1 rRNA gene is annotated in these 362 nt (G+C 52.5%); it reads right to left on the bottom strand.

Annotated features, from left to right (window positions below):
- Window positions 1–362 (bottom strand): 23S ribosomal RNA (locus DRB05_RS00070); the annotation flags it as partial.

The raw sequence follows: 362 nt of genomic DNA, 5'->3' as shown, positions 1-362 counted from the left end.
GCAGCCGTAGCTTCGGTGGTATGTTTAGCCCCGTTACATCTTCCGCGCAGGCCGACTCGACTAGTGAGCTATTACGCTTTCTTTAAAGGGTGGCTGCTTCTAAGCCAACCTCCTAGCTGTTTTAGCCTTCCCACATCGTTTCCCACTTAACATACACTTTGGGACCTTAGCTGACGGTCTGGGTTGTTTCCCTCTCCACGACGGACGTTAGCACCCGCCGTGTGTCTCCCGGATAGTACTTTACGGTATTCGGAGTTTGCCAAAGGGTTGGTAAGTCGGGATGACCCCCCTAGCCTTAACAGTGCTCTACCCCCGTAAGTATTCGTCCGAGGCTCTACCTAAATAGATTTCGGGGAGAACCA

Source organism: Pseudoalteromonas sp. A757, assembly GCF_004103285.1.
In the GTDB taxonomy this organism is placed as follows: domain Bacteria; phylum Pseudomonadota; class Gammaproteobacteria; order Enterobacterales; family Alteromonadaceae; genus Pseudoalteromonas; species Pseudoalteromonas galatheae.
Note: the sequence above shows the minus strand (reverse complement) of the source record. Positions and strands in the feature narration are given on the sequence as shown.